This is a genomic window from Pseudoflavonifractor phocaeensis (genome assembly GCF_021531375.1).
GTDB classification, from domain to species: Bacteria; Bacillota; Clostridia; order Oscillospirales; family Oscillospiraceae; genus Lawsonibacter; species Lawsonibacter phocaeensis_B.
In genome coordinates, this window is the sequence record NZ_JADYTU010000005.1 from 17,967 (window position 1) to 41,038 (window position 23,072).

Here is a 23,072-nt window from a genome sequence, read left to right on the forward strand (position 1 = left end):
AACATATCCCCTTACACGTTGAACCGGAACAGAATGATGTCGCCGTCCTGGACGATGTACTCCTTGCCCTCGGAGCGGATCAGGCCCTTCTCCCGAGCGGCGGCCATGGTGCCGCAGGCCATCAGATCCTCGTAGGACACCACCTCGGCCCGGATGAAGCCCCGCTCGAAGTCGGAGTGGATCTTGCCGGCGGCCTGAGGCGCCTTGGTCCCCCGTTTGATGGTCCAGGCGCGGCACTCGTCCTCGCCGGAGGTCAGGTAGGAGATGAGGCCCAGCAGGGTGTAGCTAGCCTTCACCAGCCGGTCCAGGCCAGACTCGGCAATGCCCAGGTCGTCCAGGAACATCTTCTTCTCTTCGGGCTCCAGCTCGGCGATCTCCGCCTCCAGCTTGGCGCACACGGGGATGACCTGGGCGCCCTGCACCTTTGCCCGCTGCTCCACCAGCTTATAGTATTCCACGCTTTCGGGATCGGCAAACCCATCCTCGTCCAGATTGGCGGCGTAGATGACCGGCTTCAGGGACAGCAGCTCGCAGTCAGGGTACTCCTCCGCGATGTCCACCGCCTCATAGGACCGGGCGGACTTGCCGTCGTTGAGCCAGTCCCGCAGGCCCTCGAAATCAGCGGCCTCCTGGAGGAACTTCTTGTCCCCCTTGGCGGCCTTCTTCGCCTTGTCGATACGGCGTTCCACCATCTCCAGGTCGGCCATGATCAGCTCCAGGTCGATGGTGTCGATGTCCCGGAGGGGATCGGTGGATCCCTCCACATGGATCACATTCTCGTCGTCGAAACAGCGGACCACATGGACGATAGCGTCGGTCATGCGGATGTTGCCCAGGAATTTGTTGCCCAGGCCCTCGCCCTTGGAGGCACCCTTTACCAGCCCGGCGATGTCCACAAACTCAATGACAGCGGGGGTGGTCTTCTTGGGGTGGTACATTTCGGACAGCTTGTCCAGACGGTGGTCGGGCACCGCCACCATGCCCACGTTGGGGTCGATGGTGCAGAAGGGGTAGTTGGCGCTCTCGGCGCCGGCGTTGGTAATGGCGTTGAACAGGGTGCTCTTGCCCACGTTGGGCAGACCCACGATACCTAATTTCATATATCTTCATTCTCCTTTGTTTTCTCTGTATTTTCAAGGGGTTCCGGGTGTGTGGCTTTCGGTGTCTACTCCATTTTTACGCCATTTTGGTGCAGAACCGCGGCTCTCATTCAGATAACCCCATTCATTTCAAATTGCCGTACCGCTTGATCCAGAGATTCGGTTGTCACATGGACATACCGATCCATGGTGGTTTTGATGCTGCCGTGTCCCAGCAGCTTTTGCAGTACTTTGGGCTGCATCCCGCTTTCAATCGCCCGCGTGGCGTAGGTGTGACGCAGCGCGTGCATACAAAAGCGCCCAATTCCCGCTTCGTCGCAGAGCTTGTAGAGGTGGGTGTCATAGGAGCTGTTCTTTGCCGGTTCTCCGGTACGCCAGTTGATAAAGACCAGATCACGCATCACCAGCTTTGCCATGCTGCCGCTTCGACGATCCATGTACTCCAAAGTCTGCTCCAACACAGGAGAAGATTTTCGTTCTTCCCGGCTGTCCCACACTTCACGGAGGATGCCATAGGCCGTGTCTGTCAGCGGAATGGTACGGTAGCTGTTGGGCGTTTTGGGAGGTCCCGCCCGCCACGATTTTGTACCGTGCCGGAACTCCAGCGTCTTGTTCACCGTCAGCGTCCGCTTCCCGAAGTCAACGGCATCCCATGTCAGGCCGATCAGCTCGCCAGTGCGCAGCCCCGTTTCGAGGATCAACGCATATTGGTTATAGTTGTGAGAGCGTCTGGCCGTTTCCAGAAAGATACGCTGTTCTTCGCGAGTGAGGAACTTGATGTCGTTTGCCGCACGGACAGGCTTGGTAAACCTTACCCCATCCATGGGATGCTTGGAGATGAGATCGTTCATCTTCGCCGCTTTCAGCATCGTCCCCATGGTGATGTACGCCTGACGGATGGTGGATCCGGAATAATCGGCATCCATTTCGATGAATACCTTTTTGCAGTGCATGGGTTTCACATCCGTAAGTTTTATCCTGCCGATCACCGGCTGGATGTTGTGCTTGTATCTGTCACGGTAGTTGCGGAGCGTATTGGGAGCCAAATCTCCGACAATATTCTCGATCCAGAAATCAAACCACTCATCCACCGTAATATCGGTGCCGACAAAAACCTCCGCGTGTGCATCCGCATACTTTGCATCGGCGATCCAGTTTCTTGCTTCGGGAACCGTCTGGAAGTATTTCTCATGCCGCTTACCGGCTCTGTCTACAAACCGGGCGCTGTATAAGCCGTCCTTCCTCTGGTAGATACCCTTGCCACATTCTCTGCCTTTGAGATTCTTTCCCATGTATGAACTCCTTTTCCCTGGGAGAAAAGAGCACACCACTACAACATAAGTATAACACAATGCACTCTTTCTCTCAAGGTCATTTTTCAAAACTTCTTGCGGCCAGTCGCCGCTTTTTCGCTCAGATCACCAGCTTGGAACTGATGTACTGCTCAAACTCCTTGCGCTTGACCAGCTTTTTCGTACCGACGAACAGGACGAAGGGACACTTGGGCGCACGGAGCATACTGTCGATCTTGTTGATACCGATGTTGCTGTACTCGGCGGCCTCCTTGGAGGTGAGGGCCAGCTTGAGGTGAATGGGAACTCTTTCGATCTTATTGCTTTCCATGGTTTTGACTCCTTTCATCAATCAAAAAATGTAGACGGTTTGAATCGGTTTTTTCGGGGGTTAAGTAAAAACATACGCGCTCTTGAAAAGTGGCCTTTGGAAAGCCTTGTGTACAAAGGGTTTGCGAGGGGTTAATTGTCTACGCCTGACCTCTTTTTTCGGGCGTGTGCTGCCTTTTGCTTTCGGTGTACTTTGGCGGAACATTCCACACAGTATTTGGCTCGTCCGGAACCGGCCATAAAGTATGCACCGCAGACCTTGCAGCGACGGGTCCCTTTGGGACGGAGGATCGCGTCCTCCAATTCCGGCTCCAGCGGGAGAACTCCGCGCCGGAAGTGCTTGCAGATCAGACTGTAGGATATGGTCTGCGGACAGACACAGGGATCGCCATCGTCCAGCAGAAGGCAGTTTCCATTGTCGTTGTTGCAGCACTGGTGGGTGAGCTTTCGGACGCTTCGGGCTTGTCCGGGCGTGAGCCGCGGCAGTGTTTTCGCCGGGTATTTCGTATTTGTAACTTCACTTTTCATCGGTTTCCTCCTTCGTGATGAGCTTGGCGTCTGCCGGGTAGTTCAGCGTGATGACTGCCGGTTTGCCGAGGCCCTGTTTCTTACGAATGATCAGACCGCTGTATTCCAGCTCGCGGAAGATCCGGGTAGCACACTGTCGGCTGCGGTGCAGCTTCTTCTGTGCCTGTTCCAGCGTAAAGTACAGACGAATCGTTCCATCCGGCTCAACATATCCGTTTTGCCGGGATACGCTTGCTCTGTCCAGCAGGAGGGCATATAACACCTTGGCATCGTTGCTGATGTCCCGCAGCTGTTCATCCTGCAACAGAAATCGTGGCAGCGGTATGTAAGAAGCCGCCGAGCTTTTCACAGTAAACTTGCAAAAACTTTTCATAACGCCTCCATCCCATCCATCCTATCCAATCCGGTATTGATTGGATTGATGGATGATTCTCTTGAGAGATTATTTATTTCTTATTATTTAGGGGATGAATTTCATCCCCGGTGGCCGTGCCGAAAACCGTTGTCCAGAAATCCAACAACGGGACGCTCCGGAGTGTCAGCTTATCCATCGTCTGAAAATCCGGTGACGGAAAACCCACACATGGAAAATCCCGTTATGGCGGAATCTCGTCTTTCTGGCTTTGTTTCAGCAGCTGCCAGATCTCGGCTTGTCTGGCTTTCAGCTCGGCAACATCGTCTGCATAGAATCGCCCGGCATGATTGATGCGGCGGCAGATGTGATTGATGTTAGCAGCCACGTTGCTGACGGCAGCGGCCAGCTTTTTCTGCTCGGTGTAATCCACCTTGATGATGTAGCCGTCAATCGCCATCTTGCGAAGATAGGCTCCCATATTTTTAGTGCCAAGCTGCTCCATCTTTTTCCGGATTAGTTGACATTCCTGCTCGGTGACACGGAACTCAACGCGGACCGGTCTGGTGCGATTTTTCATCATTCAATTCCCCCTTTGTGAGTCATTTTGAAAATAAAAAGCGCCCTCGGTTTTGAAATCGAGAGCGCGTGATAACGAAGATGATTCAGTTTTTCAGAGAATAGCAAGCACATCCGGTGTCCGTACACTCGGAGATTTTGGGAATATCCCAAGCCCTTATTGTGTTTACTTTGATAACGAAATTATGATTTATTTCATTGTAAAAGTTCTCTTGCGCTGTTGACTTTGATAACGAAATCGCCTATAATATTTTTAAGTTGGTATCGCGAGGTGATCGATATGGATTACATGGCCGAGCTTGCCGCCATTGCTCAGGAACATGGCGGTATCATTGAAACGAAAACTGCCATAGCGCACGGCATCTCCAAAGCCATGCTTTATAAACTGTGCAGAGAAGATAAAATTCATAGAATCGTTCAGGGACAGTACATCCTGCCCGACGATATGCAGGATGAGCTGTTGTCCATCAGCAAACGTTCCAATCAGATCATTTTTTCCCACGAAACTGCCCTGTTCCTTCATGGCATTTCGGATCGGACACCCTTTGAGCATACGATCACAGTGCCGTCCGATTACACGGTATCGGCAGCAATCAAAAACGAGTGCAAAATCTATTACATCAAGCCAGAGTTGTTTGATCTTGGCCGGACTACGCTGAACACACCCGCTGGAAACGAAGTGCCGGTGTATGACCTTGAGCGCACAATCTGTGACATGATCCGCAGCCGCAGCAAAGTAGGTACGGAAACATTTCTTGCCGCCTTGAAGCTCTACGCCGCCAGCCCCAAAAAGGATTTGAACAAACTTCACTCTTATGCGAAGAAAATGCGCGTGGCAAATGTCCTGCGGCAGTATTTGGAGGTGCTTCTGTGAGCAAAGCAATGAGTCTGAAAGCGAAGATCCGCAACATCGCAAAACAGAAGAATATTCCGGCACAGGTCATTCTGCAGAACTATATGTTCGAGCGGTTACTGGTGCGCCTGTCCGCTTCTGAATACAAAGAAAAGTTTGTTTTGAAGGGCGGTATGCTGGTGGCGGCCATCGTCGGTCTGGACAACCGGGCTACGATGGACTTGGACACCACATTGAAAAACCTGCCCCTCACACCGGATGCGATCCGCAGTGCGTTGGAGCAGGTCTGCGCCATTTCTTTGGACGATGGCGTGGCATTCGAGATTGGAACCATCTCTCCCATCCGTGAGGACGATATTTACGGAGGTTACCGTGTGGCGCTGACTGCCAGGTTCGACACCTTGGTTACTCCTTTGAGCATTGATGTGTCCACCGGCGATGCCATCACACCTCACGCGGTGCAGTACAGCTTCACGCAGATTTTTGATGATGAAAAGTCCTATGAGCTGTGGGCGTATAACATTGAAACAGTCATGGCAGAAAAGGTGGAAACCATCCTGCGGCGTGGTGTGTTCAATACCCGCCCCAGAGATTTCTATGATGCCTACATACTGACCACAACACAGAAATTTGATAAAGCCGTGTTTGCTGAGGCGCTGAGTGCAACAGCCAAGCATCGCGGCACTGCGGAGCAGATCACAGATGTCCCTGGAATACTGCACAACATCGAAGAAAACCTGGAACTCCGCGTCATGTGGGATAAATACCGCAAGCAGTTTGCTTATGCCTCAGATATTGAATATGAGCAGATCATTGAAATTCTGAAAACGCTGGTGGCGTAAGTTTCCCGGCGACCCGGACTCGAAATAATGCGGCGTATTCCACCTCAGGGGTGCGAATGGGCGCACTAACCCCTTGGTTTACAACGCTTCCTAAATCGTCTATTCGACAAACAACGACAAAAACCTTTTGTTTGTTTCTTCCGGAAAAAGGAGAGGTGTTATGGCATATAAATCGATAAGTGTCGAAATCACGCAAGAGCATTTTGAACGCAGTATAAAGGGATCCCCCCGTGAAGCCATCAAAGAACTGATTTGGAATGCCTGCGACGCAGACGCTCAGAACATTGAAGTAACTTTTGGATATGCCGGTCTTCCCGGCGCAGAAACCGTGTCTGACATCTATGTAAAAGATGACGGTCACGGCATTCCGGTTGACTGCATCGAGGAATATTTCGGCAAATATGGACTCTCTCGGAAAAGTGTTGCCGAAAAAAGCCCCGCAGGACGAATTTATCACGGCAAACTCGGACAGGGCCGCTATAAGGCGATGGCCGCCGGAAACTTTGTCGATTGGCTTTCTGTGTTCAGAGATGAAGATGGCAACCTCTATTCAAGCGAAGTCCACATTAACTCGGGTTCTCGCATGGATATCCGCTATAGCGAAACTGCTGGAAAAACAGATGCAGAGCATACTGGAACTACCGTTCATATTCACGGGATTGCCGATGATAAGATCGGCGCAATTTCCAAAATAACTGATCCAATGGAAATGATGCCGGATCTTTTGACAACATTCGCTCCGTATCTGCTGGCATATACGGATATCACCATCAAATACGACGGTGCAACGATAGACCCTGTACGCCAAATCAAGAAGCAAGACGAAAAAGAACTCGTTTTTGTAGAAGAAGGAAAAGGCCCAGTAAAAGCAAGGGTCAGCGCGATTACTTGGAAGCAGGCACAATTCAACAAACTATTTATCTGTGGTAATTCCGGGGTTGTATATGCAGAGCTAGATTACGGTCCACTGCAGAAATCTTCTACTTCTATCTACCTCATGGGAGATCTCTTTGAGCATATGCATCGCGAAAACCTGCTGGCAATGGGTAGGGCAAACCCTGCGTATGCCTATTTTGAGGATGAGGCGAAAAAATTTGCGAAAGAACTCATAGGGGAGCAGGAGGCAGATGATGCTGCAACAGAGGTAACACGCATCAAGGAAGAGGGTATTTATCCTTACGAGGGCGAGCCGGAAGACGAAATAAGAAAAGCCGAACGGGATGTTTTTGATGTGCTTGCAGTCCAGGTAAACCGCGCCGTTCCTCAACTGAAAACATCTCCCAGGCAAACCAAAAAGCTGACCTATCGCCTGATGCGCGAGGCGATCAATACAAATCCAGCCAGCATCAAAACGATTTTAACGGAAGTATTTAATCTGACACAGCAACAGCAGGATGATCTGGCCGAGCTACTTACACATACGCATCTGCCGGAAATCATCGATACGGCCAAAACAGTAAGTGACAGGCTTGTATTTCTGCAGGTGCTCGAACAGATGGTGTATAACAATTCGATAGGTGCACCAATCAAAGAACGAACCCAGTTCCATAAGGTGCTGCTGAAAGAATTGTGGATTTTCGGAGAAAAATACACACTTGGAACTTCAGATCAATCGCTCAGAAATCTACTGAAGGCGCACATTAAGTGCCTTGGTCGCGATGAATTGCTCCCCGAAATCCCGCCTGAAGCCATAGATGATCTGACTCGTATACCAGACATTTGTTTGTTTCAGCAGATTTGTCCCAGCTACGAGAACTTTGAACATCTGGTCATTGAACTCAAAAGGCCGACGTTAACCCTAACCCTAAAGGAACTTGATCAGATTCGAGACTATGCCCTGACAGTGGCAGATAATCCAATGTTTGATAAAAACCGCACTAAATGGCATTTTATATTGCTTGGTCAGGACCTTGATCAGCGGGTACGAAGTGCCCTCGAAAATCAAGTTATTGGTGACGGTAATTACTACAATGCCGGAAACATTTCTATTTCTGTATTTGAATGGTCGAAGATTATTCAGGACAACAAGCTCAAATATGAATATCTCCGCAAGAAACTAAATCACCAGCTGAGTGATGATCCAAATTTTGCTGTGGACTATCTGCGCGCCAAGCATGCAGAACTATTCCCAACCAAGGAAAAGGAGGACAAATAAATGGCTCGTCCAAAGAAGCAGCTGACAGATGCTGAAGCCGCAAAAATGCGCGACGTTGAAGCATATACCCATGATGATAAAAAGCGCACAAACAATCCTCCGGTCGGAATGGCACAGCATGATAAGGCAGAGGAAAGGGTCAAGACCTATCAGTTTGATCCTCATCTGGATCCGACCCTGCAATGGGCAGGCAAGGCTGAGGGTATGAGTTTTGATGTCCCGACTTCCTCTATTCATATTCATGAGTCCATCAAGCCCCACAGTATCGTGGCGCGTGTCATGAAGGAATACTCCAATGCACTGGAAGGACAAGTGGAAGGTCAGCAGTCCATGTTCGAGGCTGAAACCCCGGCTGAGCGTATGCGCCGCCGCAGAGAAAGTATTGAGTTCTATCAGCACGGTGTCAACTGGACCAACCGCATGATCGCCGGTGACAGTCTGGTCATCATGAACTCTCTCCTGGAAAAAGAGGGTATGGCCGGTCAGGTTCAGATGGTCTATATTGACCCACCGTACGGTATCACATACGGCTCCAATTTTCAACCTTTCGTTGATAAAAAAGATGTAAAAGACCGTAGAGACGATGATTTAAGCCAAGAGCCGGAAATGATAAAGGCATTTAGAGATACTTGGGAATTGGGTATTCATTCCTATTTATCTTATTTAAGAAGTCGTTTGAAACTGGCACGAGAGTTGTTAACCGAGAGCGGCAGCGTCTTTATTCAAATTAGCGATGAAAACCTACACTATGTCCGAAATTTGTGCGATGAAGTATTTGGAGCACAGAATTTTGTGAGTATGATTACTTTCCAAACGAAGGTTCCTTTGCGGAACAAGTACATCGCAAATGTAAGTGATTATATTGTTTGGTATGCTAAAGATTTCTCGGGAGCATTCAAGTATCGTGCAATTTTCGAGAATCAAACCTTAGCAGAATCTCCTCAATTTAGCGTGGTTGAACTTGCAGATGGAAGCACCAGAGCAATCGCAAAAGAGGAGCGGGAAAATCCGTCCCTTTTACCCAAGGGAAGTCGCGTGTTCACCAGCCTGGATTTATCTTCTTCTGGTAGAACTGAAAGTTGTGTTTTCGATTACGAATTTAACGGCAAAAAGTATTCCCCGACGCAAGGAAAAAGCTGGAAAACCAATCTTGAAGGAATGAAAAGACTTGAAAAGGCTGGGCGACTGTATGCTACTGCAAATGCATTGCGCTACAAGCTATATCACGAGGATTTTCCAGTTAAAGGTATCACAAATCTGTGGAGTGATTCTGTTGGTGTATCCGGAAAGATTTATGTTGTTCAAACGGATACCAAGCCAATTCAGAGATGCATGTTGATGACTACCGACCCAGGTGATCTTGTGCTTGATATAACGTGTGGTAGTGGAACAACGGCATATGTTGCAGAACAATGGGGACGCAGATGGATTACTTGTGATACATCAAGGGTTGCTATTACACTGGCAAAACAGCGTCTGTTAACTGCTACCTACGATTACTATAAGCTCGCCCATGAAGCGCAAGGTGTAGAAAGTGGTTTTCAATACAAAACCGTTCCACATGTCACAATTAAAGCTATTGCTCAAAACGAGCCTACAGCGCGAGAAGTTTTGTACGATCAACCGGAGATCGACAAAACCAAGATCCGTATCACAGGCCCATTTACGGTCGAAGCACTTCCTGCACCCGTTGTGAAGCCCTTGGATGACATCGGTGATATTGAAGAAGACTTCAGCGCCAAGCAGACCGACTGGCGTGACCAGCTTTTGGCCACCGGTATCCTTGGCCGTGGCGGCAATAGATTGGAGTTCAGCCGGGTAGAACCGCTTTCCGGCACAAAATTCCTGCAGGCAGAGGCGGAAACCAAAGAAGAGACGCCCCGCCGTGCTGTTATCTGCTTTGCCGGTGAGACAAAGCCTCTGGATTCCCGCATGGTGGCTATGGCGCTGGATGAGGCAGAAACTCTGCGCCCTGCTCCCAAGCTGATTATCTTTGCAGCTTTTCAGTTTGATCCGGAAGCCGCCAAGGATATTGACGAAATGAATTGGCCGGGCGTCACGATCCTGAAAGCGCAGATGAATACCGATCTGATGACAGAAGATCTGAAAAAGAAGCGCTCCTCCGACCAGTCCTTCTGGCTGGTGGGTCAGCCGGATGTGGAACTGATCCGTGATGGCCGCAGCAAGCGCAAATTCAAGGTCAAGGTTAATGGCTTCGACTACTACGATGTGAAGAAGGGTACTGTGGAGTCCGGCAGCACATCCAGAATTGCCATGTGGATGCTGGATACCGACTATGACGGCATGTGCATTGAACCGAAACAGGTCTTCTTCCCCATGGGCGGCAAAAAAGACGGCTGGAACAAGCTGGCCAAGACTCTGAAAGCCGAAATTGATCCCGATTTAATTGAAAAGTATGCCGGTAATGAATCCCTGTGGTTTATGGCAGAACCGAATACCCGTATTGCTGTGAAAATCATTGATGATCGCGGCATTGAAAGCCTGAAGGTGATAAGGATAGGTGATGAGTAATGGCAGGCATTGATCAGTTAATTATTAACTCTGCATACCGTGAGCCGACACATCACTGGAAGTATGATTTGAACAGACAGACCTTTATCCGCGAGGAAGGCCGTCGTCCTGCCGGTTATTTCGTAGCAGGCCAAGGCTCCAACCAGTACAATGACATTGGGCAGTTTATCGAACTTCCACTTGTCAACCGGATCCGTCCCCGTGTGAAAGCATGGCGTGAGGCAGGCTATCCCGGTGTGACTGGCGTGACAAGAAAGCTGCTGGAACACTGGAACGATAAAGATGCACGGCAGTATCCGTTCTTCTACTGCCAGATGGATGCCATAGAGACACTGATCTGGCTGACCGAGGCTCCTGATGCGGAGAAGGTCGGCATTGATATCCCTTCTGATGGCGGAGCATTCCGGCGCCTATGTACCAAACTCTGTACCGGCGGCGGTAAAACAACGGTCATGGCCATGCTGATCGCGTGGATGATCTGCAATAAAGTTACATATCCACAGGACAAGCGCTTTACAAAGTATGTGTTCATTGTTGCGCCTGGATTGACGGTCAAGAGCCGCCTACAGGTTTTGCAAACAGGCGGCGATGATAATTACTATGTCCAGTTCAACATCGTTCCTATCGGACTGATGGACAAGCTGCATCAGGGTAAAGTCATGATCACAAACTGGCAGGCTCTGGCATGGGACAGCGAAGAGACCATTGCCAAGAGGCGCAGTGTTGATAAGCGCGGCGCAAAGAGCGATGAAGCCTATACCCGCGAAGTTCTGGGCGAAATGGCTAATGCCTCCAACATTCTGGTCATCAATGACGAAGCCCACCACGCATGGCGCAAGAACCCGGAAAACAAGGTGAAGCTTACCAAGGAACAAAAGGAAGCAGAACAGCAGGCCACTATCTGGATTAGCGGTTTGGATCGCATTCACAAGACCAGGAGGATCCTCTCTTGCTATGACTTCTCTGCTACGCCCTTTGCTCCTTCAGGAAAAAAGAACGATGAAGAAGCCCTGTTCGGATGGATCGTCAGCGACTTTGGACTGAATGATGGTATTGAGTCCGGACTGGTAAAAACACCGCGCGTTGTTGTACGAGATGACGGAACACCGGATGCAGAAAGTTTTCGGTCAAAGTTATACCACATCTATGCAGATGAAACCGTTAAGGATGATATCAACCGCGCTGCCGACCCGGAAGAACCCTTGCCTGATTTGCTTACGCAGGCGTATTACCTTCTGGGAAAGGATTGGCAGGCCCTGTATTATGCATGGAAAGATGCTGGTGCAGATGTCCCTCCGGTGATGATTACTGTAGCAAACAGGACGGAAACTGCTGCACGTATCAAATATGCATTCGATCATGGGCGTATTCCTGTTCCCGAACTCTGCGATTCGAATTTAACAATCCATATTGACTCCAAGACAATGGACGCGGCTACAAACGTGGTTGCGCCAACTGCTGACGAAGATAGTGAAGCAAAAATTAGCAAAGCAGATGCAGCAGCAATTCTTCGTGAGACTGTTGACACAGTTGGCCAAAAAGGCAAACGAGGCGAGCAAATTCGAAATGTGATTTCTGTAGGCATGCTATCGGAAGGATGGGATGCAAAAACAGTAACACATATTTTGGGATTGCGGGCGTTTTCCAGCCAGCTTCTCTGCGAACAGGTTGTTGGTCGTGGCCTTCGCCGGACCAGCTATGATCTGGCTGAAGGCAGTGACATGTTTACGCCGGAATATGTCAATATCTTTGGAATCCCCTTCACCTTTTTGCCTCATGAATCGGATGAACAAGGAACGCCTCCAACGACTCCGCCCAAAACTCAGGTCGAGGCATTAAAAGAGCGCTCTGAATATGAGATTCGCTGGCCCAATATCATCCGATTGGATCGTGTGTTCAAACCACAGTTAACAGTAGATTTGGACAAAATTGATACGCTGGAACTGAATGCAGCAGATACCCGATTGAGAGCTGACCTTGCTCCGATCATTGACGGCAAAACGGATCTGACGAAGTGTACCGAAATTGATCTACAGAAACTGGATGCGGAACTGCGTATGCAGCGCATTGTTTTTGAAGCATCTGGACAGGTCTACGATCTGATGAAAACATCGTGGCAAAACGAGGCAACGAAGTTTGCTCTGTTGGGACAGGTCATTCGACTTGTGGAGGAATATCTAAAATCTGGTGCCATTGTAATCAATCCGCCGCTCTTTAATACAGATCCCGTGCGTCAGCGAATTATCTACATGATGAATATGAACAAGATTGTTCAGCACCTGTGGAGTTTCATCAAACTGGAGCAGACGGAAAAAATCGCACCTATTTTTGACCCCAACAAAAAAATCCGATCCACAGCGGATATGCCTACCTGGTTTACAAGCAAACCGTGCTACATAACCAAGACTTCGCAAATCAGCCATTGTGTGTTTGACAGCGCATGGGAATCCACAGAGAGTTATGTGATTGAAAAGAATCCACATGTTATCGCGTGGGCAAAGAATGACCATCTTGGATTTGAGATTTTATATGTTTTCGATGGTGTCGTCCGAAAGTATCTTCCAGATTTCTTGATTCGATTGGATAACGGAAAAACACTGATTCTTGAAACAAAGGGGCAAGAAACTCGCCGCGATAAGGAGAAGCGAAAGGCTCTGTCCGAGTGGGTTTCCGCAGTCAATAGTTTGGGTGAGTATGGCGAATGGTGCAATGATGTTTCTTATAACATCGCTGATGTGGATGGTATCATTGCCAGATACATCTGAGCAAAATCTAAACGCAAAACAACAGGCATGACCAAAGCCAGTCATGCCTGTTGTCGTTCATTTTCGCTTGTGTAGTGGTGGCCTTTTACCCTGTAAATCCGTTAAAATTTCTACTCCATTTTTACGCCATTGGCGTATGGATCCGCAGTGAAAACCGGTGGGTTTCATACTGCCGTGACTTCTATAAAAGTCAATGTTTTCAAGCGTCAGCGGCTTTCATCACAGAGGCGGAGATCCTTATGAAACCGGCTCGGATACGCCGATACCTAATTTCACGGCGTTTCCTCTTTTCCGTTGGCAGTTTTAGTCATTGGCCCAAATATTATATCCGGTTTACCGGGAACTTGCAAGGGCAAAGGCCGGCTATTTCCACCAGGCACCGCCGTTTTTTCATTCTTACACCGTTTTCTCCATGATAATGTCTGCTGAACAGACCGCCTTGCAGTGTATTCGTGGGGCCGCGGCCGCACCATTCGGCCAAAAGGACAGGGCCCTGTGTCTCTGTCCTGGCATTCTCTCTGTCTCCCCGGCGTCCAGAGAATGACTGGGGATGGCAAAAACACATGCAAGGGGCAGCCCAATGGGCTGCCCCTTGCGGTTTGGGTCCTACTTGCTCAGGCTGCCTTCTCCGCCCATCAGGGCGACCAGCTCCTCTATTCGTTCCAGCGGGAACGGCGCCTCCGCCAGGGGCCGCAGGGCAATGGACATCAGCTTCATGGGGTCGTCGTTCGCTGCCGTCCGGTTGGAATCCAGCTTGCCGCAGCCGCGGCAGCGGTGGATGACGGCCCACTCTCCGCCCTTTCGCACCCAGACGCCGATCGGGTCCATAAGCCCGCCGCAGTCGGAGGCCCGGTCACCGGGCTCCTGATCCACATGGAGGCTGGTCAGGCAGTTGGTGCAGTGATTCCGATGGCCTCTGCCCACGCCCTCCGGGACCACCGGCCTCTCAGTCCTCCAGCTCCTCGGGCAGAGGCCGCCGCCGGTGCTCCACCGGGCCCCACTCGGGCAGGGGCAGCCGCTGCATGGCCCCGAAGGCCCGGGCCTTCAGCCCGGGGTAGCGGCCCTGGAGCTCATAGACCAGCTCCTTGATCTCCTGCCGCTTGGTATTGCCGTCGGCGGGACAGGGGTTGAAAACCACGGGAAAGTTCAGCCTCTCCGCCGTGTGGCGGATCAGGTTCTCCCCGCAGTACAGCAGGGGCCGAATCTGGGTGATACCCGTCCGGTCCAGGTAGGTGACGGGCTGGAAGCAGGACAGCCGCCCCTCGAAGATCAGGGACATAAAGAAGGTCTCGATGGCGTCGTCATAGTGGTGCCCCAGGGCGATCTTGGTGATCCCCCGCTCCAGCATGGCGTTGTGCAGCGCCCCTCGGCGCATCTTGGCGCACATAGAACAGGGATTCTTCTCCTTCCGCAGGTCAAAGATGACATGGTGGATCTCGCTGTCTATAATAGTGTAAGGCACGTCCAACTCCCGGCAGAAGTCGGCCACCGCCGAAAAGTCCATCCCCGGCCGGCCGTCAGCATGGCCCATGTCCAGGGTGATAGCCTCCACCGTGAAGGGGACGGGATAGAATTCCCGCAGCTTGGCCAGGGCGGCCAGCAATGTCAGAGAGTCCTTGCCTCCCGAGACCCCCACGGCGATCCGGTCTCCGGACTGTATCATGTCATAGTCCTCCACGCACCGGCGGGTCAAAGATAGGATCTTGTTCATAGGCGCCTCCTGTTCTGAAGGAAATGTTGGGTGTATTCGGAAAAAATCCGAAAAAGCCGGGGCAACCGCGGGATTTTCTTTGGTTTTTCCTCTTTTTCGTGGAAATTCATTTTGAAAAAATGAAAATCGAAATCGAAAATCAGCGAGCTTTCAAGAGAAATCAGAAGAAAACAAGAGATTTCAATGTGTTAAATTAAAAATTTCCAAAAAATCCGTTGACACTTGAATACCCCCGTACTATAATACAAAACGCTCCGCTTGTACAGAGTCGGAGCGAACTATTTTTATCACAGACCCAGTGGTTAAGATAAGTTTTAAGTAGAGGAAAATGGAGGTTTCACCTATGTCCACTTTCATGGCAAACAAGGGGAACATCGTGCGGAACTGGTATGTCCTGGACGCCGCCGGTAAGCCCATGGGTAAGACCGCTGCCCTCGCCGCCGATCTGCTGCGCGGCAAGCGGAAGCCCGAGTACACCCCCCACGCCGACTGCGGCGATTTCGTCATCGTCATCAACGCCGAGAAGGCCGTTCTGACCGGCAAGAAGCTGGATCAGAAGTACTACCGCACCCACTCCGGCTGGGTGGGCGGTCTGAAGGAAGTCAAGTACCGCACCCTGATGCAGACCAAGCCCGAGCTGGCCATGAAGCTGGCCATCCGCGGCATGATGCCCCGCAACGTCATCACCAAGGACTCCCTGACTCGCCTGCACATCTACCGCGGCGGCGAGCACGAGCATGCTGCCCAGAAGCCCCAGGTCTGGGACGCCGAGTAAGAGGAGGATTTAGATCATGTATAAGAGCAAGAAGCCTTATTTCTATGGCACCGGCCGCCGGAAGTCCTCCGTGGCCCGCGTCCATCTGTTCCAGAACGGCACTGGCACCATCACCATCAACGGCCGTGACATCGACGATTACTTCGGTCTGGAGACCCTGAAGCTGCTGGTCCGCCAGCCCCTGGTCGCCACCGAGCAGCTGGGCAAGGTGGACATCGTCGCCACCGTCACCGGCGGCGGCGTCACCGGCCAGGCCGGCGCTATCCGCCACGGCATCGCCCGCGCCCTGCTCCTGGTCAACGAGGAGTACCGCCCCGTCCTGAAGGCCGCCGGCCTGCTGACCCGCGACCCCAGAATGAAGGAGCGCAAGAAGTACGGCCTCAAGGCTGCCCGTCGTGCTCCCCAGTTCTCCAAGAGATAAATTCCATCGCTTTTCAGTCCGTCTTAGGACGCTGTTTCGCCGGATTTATCGAAGTTTTTGGAGTTCTGAGCGTTCCTGGATTGCGCTGTGCCTGACTGCGTAAGGAGCGAGCAAGGAGCAAGCAAGGAACAAATATCGCAAGCGAAAACCGAAACCTGATGAGCAGGAGATGTATCCGCAAGGAGAACATCTCCTGCTTTTTTGCTATCAGCTGTTTTCATGGTGTACTCTCTTAAATTTGGTTGATTGCCTCCACCAGGGTCTCAATGTCCAAGTGGGTGTAAACACGTTCGGTGAGCGTCATGGCACCGGAGTGTCCGACAATCTTCTTAATCATGGTCTGATCCACATGCGCTTCTGTCAGCATGGAGATACAGGTGTGTCTGGTGTCGTGGGGCGTGTGGTTGAAGCCGATCTGCTCCATCAGGGGTGTAAAATAGCTGTCATAATAGTTTCTGTAGTCAAAGTGCTTCTGGTCAGGGGTATGCAGCAGGTATTCGCATTTGGAGCCTTCATACCATGCCTTGTAAAATGGAAGCACTTTGTCTGCAATCGGGACTTTCCGCAGACCGTTTTCCGTCTTGCTGGCAATCACATCGAAGTATTGTTCTTCCAGGTGGACATCTTCCTTTTTCAAGTCCAGAAACTCCGAGATGCGGCAACCATTGTAAATCAGCATCAGCACGATCTGATAGAACGGGTCCTCCGCCAGCTCCCATAGCCGCTTGATCTCGGCTTTGGTAAACTTGTTCCGATCACGTTTGTCAGGATTCTTGTCCTTGTACCGGACAATATCCACAAACTCGGAATAGTCCTTGTTGCAGATGTCATTCTTCATGGCATAGTCATACAGCTGACTGAACAGGCCCTTCAGCTTCTTCAAGGTGGGATAGTTCTTCCCGCAGGTGTCTACCACAAGCTGTAAATCCGCCAGCTTGATCTCCCGGAACACCTTATGGTATAGCGTTCCGCACACCTTGTAGGAGGCTTCATAGCCCTTCACATTGGAGGCCGAGATGGTGGGATACTTCCCCTTGGACCAGCACTCATAGACCTCCTGGAAGGTGGCCTTGGACGCTTTCACATCGAAGGGGTTATTGTTGTACTCCGCCAGCATTTGAAGGCCCTCCGCTCTGGTGGCCGCATAACCGATAGTGATTTGCTCCTGAATTTGTTTCTGTTTCGCTTCGTCCCAATGCCAGCCTACGGTCTTTTTGACAGCATAGGGCCTTCTTCGTTTTCCGGACATTTTCTTGACGCTTCCATATCCGTTGGGTAATCTCAAATAGTATCAAACTTCCTTTCTCCCAGTGACTAAAGATAGAATTTGAAGGTACTCTCCCTTCATCACTGCTGGCTGCCGCTTTCCTCGGCAGCCTTTTTCATTTGCTCCAGCCGCTGGCGATCCAGTTCGTTGCGGCGCTGGATGCGCTCCATCTCGGTGAGAACTTCCACTTCCCTGTCCTGCAGCTTGGCTTCCGCATAGTAGGCCAGCTCTTTTTCCATCCAGCGGTCGAAGCCATCCTGATCTGTCCAGTAGGTTTCCAGCTTCTCACGTTCGTCCCGGAAATCCTCCAATATCAGGCACATCCTCTGTGAAATGGAGCCTGGTCGCTTTCTTTGCCATATCACACCGCCTTTGCTTCTGCCACCTCGGACAGCTTTGTGGTCATGATACGGTAGAGCTCCAGATCCGTCGGGAAATGATCCACGAAGGGCAGGATGACATTTCTTACCGCAAGCATGGACAGCTCCGGAGCATCGATTTGACCGCCGTCAATCTCGTGAAAGTCCAGGTCACAGACCGTGTAATCCCAGCCGGAATCATATTCCTGAATGGCAAGATAACCCTTGCCCTGGATCTCCCAGCCGGAAGTATCGGTAAGCATCTCGTGCTCCGGCTGCACAAGGCAGTTGTTCTGCTCCGTCAGTTCCGCAAACTGACAGATATGATAGAGCTCGCCGCCAACCCTGGTGTGATAGTCATCCACGTACTCACATTTTCGGATCAGATCTCCATCCGGATAGGTCATCTGGATGCAGGTCCCGTTGTCGATGCGGAACAGTTCATCATAGGAGCTGTTGATAAAACGGATGCTGTGATCATGGGAGTCATGGCCGTGCTTTCTGCGATAGGCACGCCTGGCCTCCGGGATCTTCTCCAGCGTTTTCAGCGCCACGCTCTGCACGGTAAGCCCGTAAGCGCCATAGTCCTCAAAGGCAAGAATTCTTGCTGCGGCGATTGGATTTCGGATCGGACTTTCCAGAATATCCTCACTGCGAATCAGATCCGATGCCAGAAACTGCTTGGTGTCCGCATCGTATGCCGCATAGCGAAAGCCCTCTTTTACCTCTTCGAGGTGAAAATAATAAGACCCGTCTACCAGGTAGAGGGCCTCATCGAATTCGTTCTTCACTTTTTACTTTCCTCCTTTGTCAAACTCCAAGGAGAACTGCGGCCTGCCGTCTGCTTCGATGGTCATGAGCACGGTGACATTATAGGTCTTGCCGGTTTTCTGACTCTTGCAGTCCCTCAGCTTAGCCCGGCCGTCACGAACCAGTTTCTCTGCAAGCTGCCCGGTCATATGCTTGCCCAAGCGAGAGAAGTAGGCATTGTCCTTCCAGAGGGCAAAGCGGCATTCTCTGTTGCTGCAGAACCAGCCCTTATTGCGCTCGATCACCTCGGCCCCGCAGTGCGGGCACTTGCCAATTACCTTATTCTCAGACATCAGTACATTTGCTCCTTTCACAACTTCATAGTTTCTGATCAGTCCTTCGATCATTTCCGTGATCTCTTTCATAAACGCCTCCGGATCATATTCGCCCCGCTCGATCAGTAAAAGCTTCTGCTCCCAGTCGGCTGTCATCGTCGGAGACTGGATCATCTCCGGCATGACCGTAATCAGAGAATTGCCCCTGTGAGTGGGAACCAGATACTTGGTCTTCTTATCACCCTTTCGCTCCAGAAAGCCCTTCTGCACCAGCTTTTCAATGATACCAGCACGGGTTGCGGGAGTTCCAAGGCCTTTTCGCTCGACTTCATCCGGCATCTCATCTGCACCGGCAGTCTCCATCTTGGAGAGGATCACATCTTCCGTGAACCGCTTCGGAGCCTGAGTTTTTCCTTCCTTGATCTCGCCGGAGAGGATAGGAATGATCATTCCCTTTTCGAAAGGAGGAAGAACCTTCGGCTCCTTATCATCGTTCTTTTTCTCCTTGGGATTAAAGAACTGATCCACAGCCTTCCAACCATCGGCAATGATTTCCTTGCCCTTAACAGAGAATTCCCGACCCGCACTGGTAAGCTTCACTACAGTCTCCGCATAGCGATGGGGATCACTCACTGCAGCAAGCAGTCTGGCAGCAATCAGGTTCAGCACCTTCATTTCTCCGGACGGAAGCTCTGAGAAAGCTGCAGAGAGGCAGGTCTTCGTCGGGATAATGGCATGGTGATCAGTGACCATCTGACTATCACACACAATCTTTGTATGAGTTTGTGTATGGTTGTCCGCATTCTGTAGACAACTGGATGCACCGAACTTCGCCGCAACCTTCATAATCAGTCCAGGGAGCATAGGTTCCATGTCATTTGTCAGGAACCGACTGTCGGTACGAGGATAGGTCACCAGCTTTTTCTCATACAGGCTCTGGGTGTAATCCAGGGTCTGCTGAGCAGTAAAGCCGAGGATACGGTTGGCATCTCGCTGCAGGGAAGTCAGGTCATAAAGAGCAGGTGACTTTTCTGATTTCTCCTTACGTTCTACGGAAACCACTTCAAAACAATGACTCTGAAGACAGGAATCCATGGCGGACTGTGCAGCTGCCTGCTCCTTAAAGCGTTCACTGCTTACAACAAAATCCCTGGTCTTCAGCTGTGCCGTAAAGAAAGGCTCCGGCTTGAAACCCATGATCTCAGCCTCACGCATGACTGCCATACCAAGAGTCGGAGTCATAACACGGCCAACATTCAGAGTGCTTCCGTACAGGCATGAAAAAAACCGGGTGGCGTTCATTCCGACGATCCAGTCGGCACGCTCCCGGCAAAGGGCTGCTTCATACAAAGCATCATATTCAGTTCCCGGACGAAGATTTCGGAAGCCTTCTCGGATGGCTTCATCCTCCATGGACGAGATCCACAGACGTTCAAAAGGTTTACGGCATTTCGCCTGATTGTAGACCAGACGAAAGATCAGCTCACCCTCACGGCCTGCGTCGGTCGCACAGACAAGGCTTTCTATATCGGCCCTTTTCATCAGATCCTTCAGAATGCCATACTGCTTGCGGGTAGAAGAAGAGACCTGATAGATCCAGTCATCAGGGAGGATGGGAAGATCCTCAAGTCTCCATTTGTCATACTTTTCGTCGTAGACCTCCGGCGCTGCAAGCTCCACCAGATGCCCGACACACCAGCTGACGATATATCCGTTACCTTCCAGATATCCGTCACAGCGTTTGTTCGCGCCCAGAACTTTGGCAATGCTCTGGGCCACAGACGGCTTCTCAGCCAAAACAAGTTTGCTCAAGACGAGTCCTCCTTACATAAAAATTACCCCTCCAATCTCCGGGATGGGAGAAGGGAGAGGTATGTAAGTTGATTATATTTCTTGTTTCCAAATATTATCATCTAAGTATTTGACTAACCTATAGTCGTATCCATGAGCAACTGTTTTGATTTTAGAAAGCTCAGGCCTCTTGCTTAGCGCCTCTATCAAATTATCATTTTGCTGTTTTATCCCATTATAATAATTAGAAGTGATAAGAAACAGATTGAATGTCGAGAAAATCGTACTAATAGCCTTAACAAATTCTATATCTGCGACCGAAAAAACACCTTCTGCAAGATACCACGCTTGATTACTGAGGAGTTCATCGGCCTGCTTTTTAACCTTGTCAATATATGACGTCAAGTCTTCTTTCGAGATACCCTCAAATTCTGAGTCTTCTTTTGTCCTTTGGAGATAATACTCGTTCCACTCAGGAAAAGTTTTGATTTCATTTCTTTTTTGGAGATCATGATAGCATGATGCAAAAGGAAATAAATCCATATACTCAAAGACGCTCTTCAATAAAGGATAAAAAAGCCTATTTGCTATTATTTTGTTTTTTCGTTCAGCTGAACAATCGTCTTTTATCTGAATAAACAAGGCAACCATCACAGAAGCAAACATGCCTATTGCGATATCATTTATTGCTTCATCCCAATGTGTACCTATACTTGCAGGGCTTATCCTAACGATAGCTGTTACAACCAACAAAGCAAAGTATAACCAGTACTTCTTTAAAATCTTTTTCATACTCAAGACCCTTTCTTCTTTCTTTGCTTTTCTGTATTGATTATACACAAAATGTTGTCCAATATATAGGACTTCTATGTAACAGGCGACCCTTCGGCCGCCCGGGCATCGCCCTTTCGCTTATTCGTCCCCTTCATCAGGCTGATAGCTTTCAGTATAGTCATCATCACCCTCAGAATCTGTCTCAGTGTCATCTACTTCGTCCTCCTCAGGAATATCGTAGACATCCTCATCGTCATCATCCTCGGTGTAATCAGCATCAGGATCCGGACGCTGCTGTTCGGCAGTCTTTTTCTTCTTGGTCTGCAGATAGAAGTAACCGCCACTGGCACCTAACATCAGGAGAATGACCAGAATGACCGGCATGGGATTCATGCCTTTCTTTTCAGGCTTAGCCTCAGGTTCCTTCTCGGTAGTAGTCTCATCTGCAGGCTTCTCTTCAGTCGGAGTCTGCTCAGCGGGGACAGTTACCGTAGGCTTCTGATAAGCTGCCTGCTGGTCCTCATCAAGCAGCGCGAACAGGTCTGCTTCATCAACCAGGTTCAGGAAGTGGACATTTTCTTCGCCCTTATCATCACGATCGATGATTAGATAGAAGGTATTTCCGGACTTGGTAACCATGGTGATGAACTGCTTGCCTGCACCGGTAGGACTACCCACATCATCAAGCAGAGTCAGGTTGCCATCGGGAGTGAGGGGCGGGGTGGAAGTGTCCTTGAAGAACAGACCCATTGCCAGATCCATCAGACCATTCAGTGCTTCCTGATCAATGGTGATATTGAAGCTACCGTCGGGATTGATGTTGGAGATATTCAGATAGTCCTTATACACATAGCCGACCTGCTCGGGAACAGTAATCTGATACCAGTCACCGTCCTCACCGGTCACTTCGACCTTCTGGCCGTTTAACAGATGCATCAGCACCTGGTACTCCTTACCGGCACCATCGCGGACATTCAGGTAAGAGCCGTCAACACCGGTCACGGTACCTACAGGATTATCGGCCAAGGAGCCATTGCTTCCCAGGAACAGGCCCATAAGGCCCATGATATCCTCCTGGGAGAATGAAAAGTCGCTGTCGATAGTGAAGTTTCCGTCCCACTCGACCTCATCGCTGATATCGACGATCTCCACAGCATCGGAAGTAGTCTCTGCAGTAGATGCCGCAGTGGTAGTCTGATTTTCCTCCTCTGAATAAGCATAGGCAGTCATTCCGGGAATGGCTACCATCACAGTAGCGCAGGCCATGAAGCCTGCCATAATCTTCTTAAGTCTCATCGTTGTAACGATCCTCCTCTTCGTAATCTTCATTCTCGGAAACCATGCGTTCCGGGTAGGCTCCGACATTTCCCTGAGTGGCCATGGCAATGATCTGTGCCAGCTGCTCAGGGGTAAGGTTTGCCGCATGGACCATGGTGTGAATGACGGAGTTCTCCTCTTCGGAGTAGCGCTCCTCGAGATCCTTCACACGGCGGCCCCACTCGGCGTATTTGACACGGGCCTTTTCCAGTTCTTCGCCCAGTCTTTCAAGCTTAGTAGCCAT

At 50.5% G+C, this 23,072-nt stretch carries 22 protein-coding genes; 7 read left to right on the forward strand and 15 right to left on the reverse strand.

Features of this window, described 5'->3' with window-relative positions; genetic code table 11:
* Positions 1-11: 11 nt before the first annotated feature.
* The 6 genes from ychF to I6E39_RS03330 all read right to left on the reverse strand — a co-directional run bounded on the left by ychF (position 12) and on the right by I6E39_RS03330 (position 4,182).
* On the reverse strand, positions 12-1,100 hold the full coding sequence (ychF, locus tag I6E39_RS03305; protein ID WP_235380014.1) for a redox-regulated ATPase YchF: 1,089 nt from the start codon (positions 1,098-1,100) through the stop codon (positions 12-14).
* A gap of 110 nt (positions 1,101-1,210) precedes the next feature.
* A complete protein-coding gene (locus I6E39_RS03310; RefSeq protein ID WP_235380016.1) occupies positions 1,211-2,392 on the reverse strand; it encodes a tyrosine-type recombinase/integrase in 1,182 nt (393 codons plus the stop codon).
* Positions 2,393-2,513: 121 nt separating this feature from the next.
* On the reverse strand, positions 2,514-2,723 hold the full coding sequence (locus tag I6E39_RS03315) for an excisionase (RefSeq protein WP_235380017.1): 210 nt from the start codon (positions 2,721-2,723) through the stop codon (positions 2,514-2,516).
* A 131-nt stretch (positions 2,724-2,854) separates the two neighbouring features.
* Positions 2,855-3,250, reverse strand: a complete 396-nt coding sequence (locus I6E39_RS03320; protein ID WP_235380019.1) for a cysteine-rich VLP domain-containing protein — start codon at positions 3,248-3,250, stop codon at positions 2,855-2,857.
* Positions 3,240-3,623 (reverse strand): replication initiator protein A, encoded by a 384-nt coding sequence (locus I6E39_RS03325; RefSeq protein ID WP_235380021.1) that lies wholly within the window; start codon positions 3,621-3,623, stop codon positions 3,240-3,242. The genes I6E39_RS03320 and I6E39_RS03325 overlap by 11 nt, the downstream gene beginning before the upstream one ends.
* A 223-nt stretch (positions 3,624-3,846) precedes the next feature.
* Positions 3,847-4,182 carry a plasmid mobilization protein gene (locus I6E39_RS03330; protein ID WP_235380139.1) on the reverse strand — a complete coding sequence of 112 codons (336 nt, stop codon included), beginning with the start codon at positions 4,180-4,182 and terminating at the stop codon, positions 3,847-3,849.
* Between the two features lie 279 nt (positions 4,183-4,461).
* Here I6E39_RS03330 and I6E39_RS03335 point away from each other — a divergent pair, with 279 nt between their 5' ends.
* The 5 genes from I6E39_RS03335 (at position 4,462) to I6E39_RS03355 (ending at position 13,328) form a co-directional block, all read left to right on the forward strand.
* Positions 4,462-5,055, forward strand: coding sequence for a type IV toxin-antitoxin system AbiEi family antitoxin domain-containing protein (locus I6E39_RS03335; protein WP_235380023.1), 594 nt, complete (start codon positions 4,462-4,464; stop codon positions 5,053-5,055).
* Complete coding sequence (locus I6E39_RS03340) at positions 5,052-5,876, forward strand: nucleotidyl transferase AbiEii/AbiGii toxin family protein (protein WP_235380025.1); 825 nt, start codon at positions 5,052-5,054, stop codon at positions 5,874-5,876. The genes I6E39_RS03335 and I6E39_RS03340 overlap by 4 nt, the downstream gene beginning before the upstream one ends.
* A gap of 160 nt (positions 5,877-6,036) precedes the next feature.
* Positions 6,037-8,031: an ATP-binding protein gene (locus tag I6E39_RS03345; RefSeq protein WP_235380026.1), complete on the forward strand. Its 1,995-nt coding sequence runs from the start codon at positions 6,037-6,039 to the stop codon at positions 8,029-8,031.
* Entirely contained in the window at positions 8,032-10,563 is a 2,532-nt protein-coding gene (locus I6E39_RS03350) for a site-specific DNA-methyltransferase (protein WP_235380027.1), read from the forward strand.
* The gene (locus tag I6E39_RS03355; protein ID WP_235380028.1) at positions 10,563-13,328 is read left to right on the forward strand and encodes a BPTD_3080 family restriction endonuclease; all 2,766 of its coding nucleotides are present in this window, start codon (positions 10,563-10,565) and stop codon (positions 13,326-13,328) included. Before I6E39_RS03350 ends, I6E39_RS03355 begins: the two co-directional genes overlap by 1 nt.
* Before the next feature lie 606 nt (positions 13,329-13,934).
* Here I6E39_RS03355 and I6E39_RS03360 read toward each other — a convergent pair.
* Positions 13,935-14,267, reverse strand: coding sequence for an RNHCP domain-containing protein (locus tag I6E39_RS03360; RefSeq protein WP_338127110.1), 333 nt, complete (start codon positions 14,265-14,267; stop codon positions 13,935-13,937).
* Between the two features lie 7 nt (positions 14,268-14,274).
* A complete protein-coding gene (locus I6E39_RS03365; protein ID WP_235380029.1) occupies positions 14,275-15,039 on the reverse strand; it encodes a tRNA 2-thiocytidine biosynthesis TtcA family protein in 765 nt (254 codons plus the stop codon).
* A gap of 343 nt (positions 15,040-15,382) precedes the next feature.
* Between I6E39_RS03365 and rplM the strand changes: the two genes are divergently transcribed.
* On the forward strand, positions 15,383-15,814 hold the full coding sequence (rplM, locus tag I6E39_RS03370) for a 50S ribosomal protein L13 (RefSeq protein WP_235380030.1): 432 nt from the start codon (positions 15,383-15,385) through the stop codon (positions 15,812-15,814).
* Positions 15,815-15,830: 16 nt separating this feature from the next.
* Positions 15,831-16,235 (forward strand): 30S ribosomal protein S9, encoded by a 405-nt coding sequence (rpsI, locus tag I6E39_RS03375; RefSeq protein ID WP_235380033.1) that lies wholly within the window; start codon positions 15,831-15,833, stop codon positions 16,233-16,235.
* Between the two features lie 232 nt (positions 16,236-16,467).
* Here rpsI and I6E39_RS03380 read toward each other — a convergent pair whose 3' ends face one another.
* The 7 genes from I6E39_RS03380 to I6E39_RS03410 form a co-directional block, all read right to left on the reverse strand.
* Positions 16,468-17,352, reverse strand: coding sequence for a tyrosine-type recombinase/integrase (locus I6E39_RS03380; protein WP_338127111.1), 885 nt, complete (start codon positions 17,350-17,352; stop codon positions 16,468-16,470).
* A 230-nt stretch (positions 17,353-17,582) separates the two neighbouring features.
* Positions 17,583-17,813 carry a hypothetical protein gene (locus tag I6E39_RS03385; RefSeq protein WP_235380037.1) on the reverse strand — a complete coding sequence of 77 codons (231 nt, stop codon included), beginning with the start codon at positions 17,811-17,813 and terminating at the stop codon, positions 17,583-17,585.
* A gap of 50 nt (positions 17,814-17,863) precedes the next feature.
* On the reverse strand, positions 17,864-18,268 hold the full coding sequence (locus I6E39_RS11200; RefSeq protein WP_420908175.1) for an LPD16 domain-containing protein: 405 nt from the start codon (positions 18,266-18,268) through the stop codon (positions 17,864-17,866).
* A gap of 387 nt (positions 18,269-18,655) precedes the next feature.
* On the reverse strand, positions 18,656-20,758 hold the full coding sequence (locus I6E39_RS03395) for a DNA topoisomerase 3 (protein ID WP_235380040.1): 2,103 nt from the start codon (positions 20,756-20,758) through the stop codon (positions 18,656-18,658).
* A gap of 72 nt (positions 20,759-20,830) precedes the next feature.
* On the reverse strand, positions 20,831-21,529 hold the full coding sequence (locus I6E39_RS03400; RefSeq protein WP_235380041.1) for a hypothetical protein: 699 nt from the start codon (positions 21,527-21,529) through the stop codon (positions 20,831-20,833).
* Positions 21,530-21,649: 120 nt separating this feature from the next.
* A complete protein-coding gene (locus I6E39_RS03405; RefSeq protein WP_235380042.1) occupies positions 21,650-22,807 on the reverse strand; it encodes a CD1107 family mobile element protein in 1,158 nt (385 codons plus the stop codon).
* Positions 22,797-23,072 (reverse strand): DUF4315 family protein, encoded by a 276-nt coding sequence (locus I6E39_RS03410; protein WP_235380043.1) that lies wholly within the window; start codon positions 23,070-23,072, stop codon positions 22,797-22,799. The genes I6E39_RS03405 and I6E39_RS03410 overlap by 11 nt, the downstream gene beginning before the upstream one ends.